Here is a 924-nt window from a genome sequence, read left to right as displayed (position 1 = left end):
ACGGCGGGTCGCTCTCGAAAGTCCAGCGCCACAGCCGCTGATAGGCGCGCGGCCCTGATATGGCATAGGACGGGAAGGTCTTGGAGTTGGTGAAGGACAGATAGACCGTCCACAGGATGAAGCCGTAGACGAAGACGATGGTGATCGCAAAGCTTGGCGCCAGTACGATCTTCGGCAGGGCGTCCTGCAGGCGCGAACGCACCGAGGCGCGCGGACGCGCATTATGCTCAGGCGTCAGCTTGATCTGGGTCGCGACCGTTGTCATGGGCTCCTCCCTCTCGGGGTCCCTTCACCGCCAGGCGGGGAAGGATAGCCCCGTCGAGACGGGGCGTGTTGGTTGATCGCCGGCGCCATTCCGACCAGAGGCCGACCATCCTGGCTTGGTGGAACCTCCCCACCGGAGCGGGGAAGGTCCTTTCATGCCGGTTCTTATTTGGCGTCTTCGATTGCGTTAACCAGCTGGGTCACGGCCTCGTCCGAGGTCTTGATCTGGCCGTGGACGAATTTCGAGACGACGTCCTTATAGGCATTGGCGACGGCCGGCGGCGCGCCATAGCCTTGCGCCAGCGAACCGAACAGCGTGCCGCCTTCGTTGGCGGCCTTCAGGTCGGCCATGCCCTTCTTGCCGCAAGCGTCGAAGTCGGTGTCGGGCACGTCGGTGCGGGCCGGGACGGAGCCCTTGACGACGTTGAAAGCCGACTGGAAGCTCTTCGACAAAGTGGCGGTGGCTAACGCAACCTGGGCGGCCTTGCGGTCCTCCGGAACGTCGAACATGCCGAACATGTCGGAGTTGTAGACCACGCTGCCGTCGGTGCCCGGGAAGCGGTAACACAGGAAGTCGGTGCCCGGGGTCTTCTTGGCGGCGTTGAATTCGCCCTTGGCCCAGTCGCCCATGACTTGCACCAGCGCATCGCCCTTGATGAC

The 924-nt window shown here is 63.7% G+C and carries 2 pseudogenes; both read right to left on the bottom strand.

Annotated elements, in window-relative coordinates:
- Positions 1 to 265: pseudogene (locus tag EOA86_RS36380) on the bottom strand (sugar ABC transporter permease); the annotation flags it as partial.
- 164 nt (positions 266 to 429) lie between these two features.
- Positions 430 to 924 (bottom strand): annotated as a pseudogene (locus EOA86_RS36375) (sugar ABC transporter substrate-binding protein); the annotation flags it as partial.

Source organism: Mesorhizobium sp. M5C.F.Ca.IN.020.32.2.1, assembly GCF_004023105.1.
Lineage (GTDB): Bacteria > Pseudomonadota > Alphaproteobacteria > Rhizobiales > Rhizobiaceae > Mesorhizobium > Mesorhizobium wenxiniae.
The sequence above is the reverse complement of the archived record's forward strand: the minus strand, read 5'-3'. Positions and strand labels throughout refer to the sequence as shown.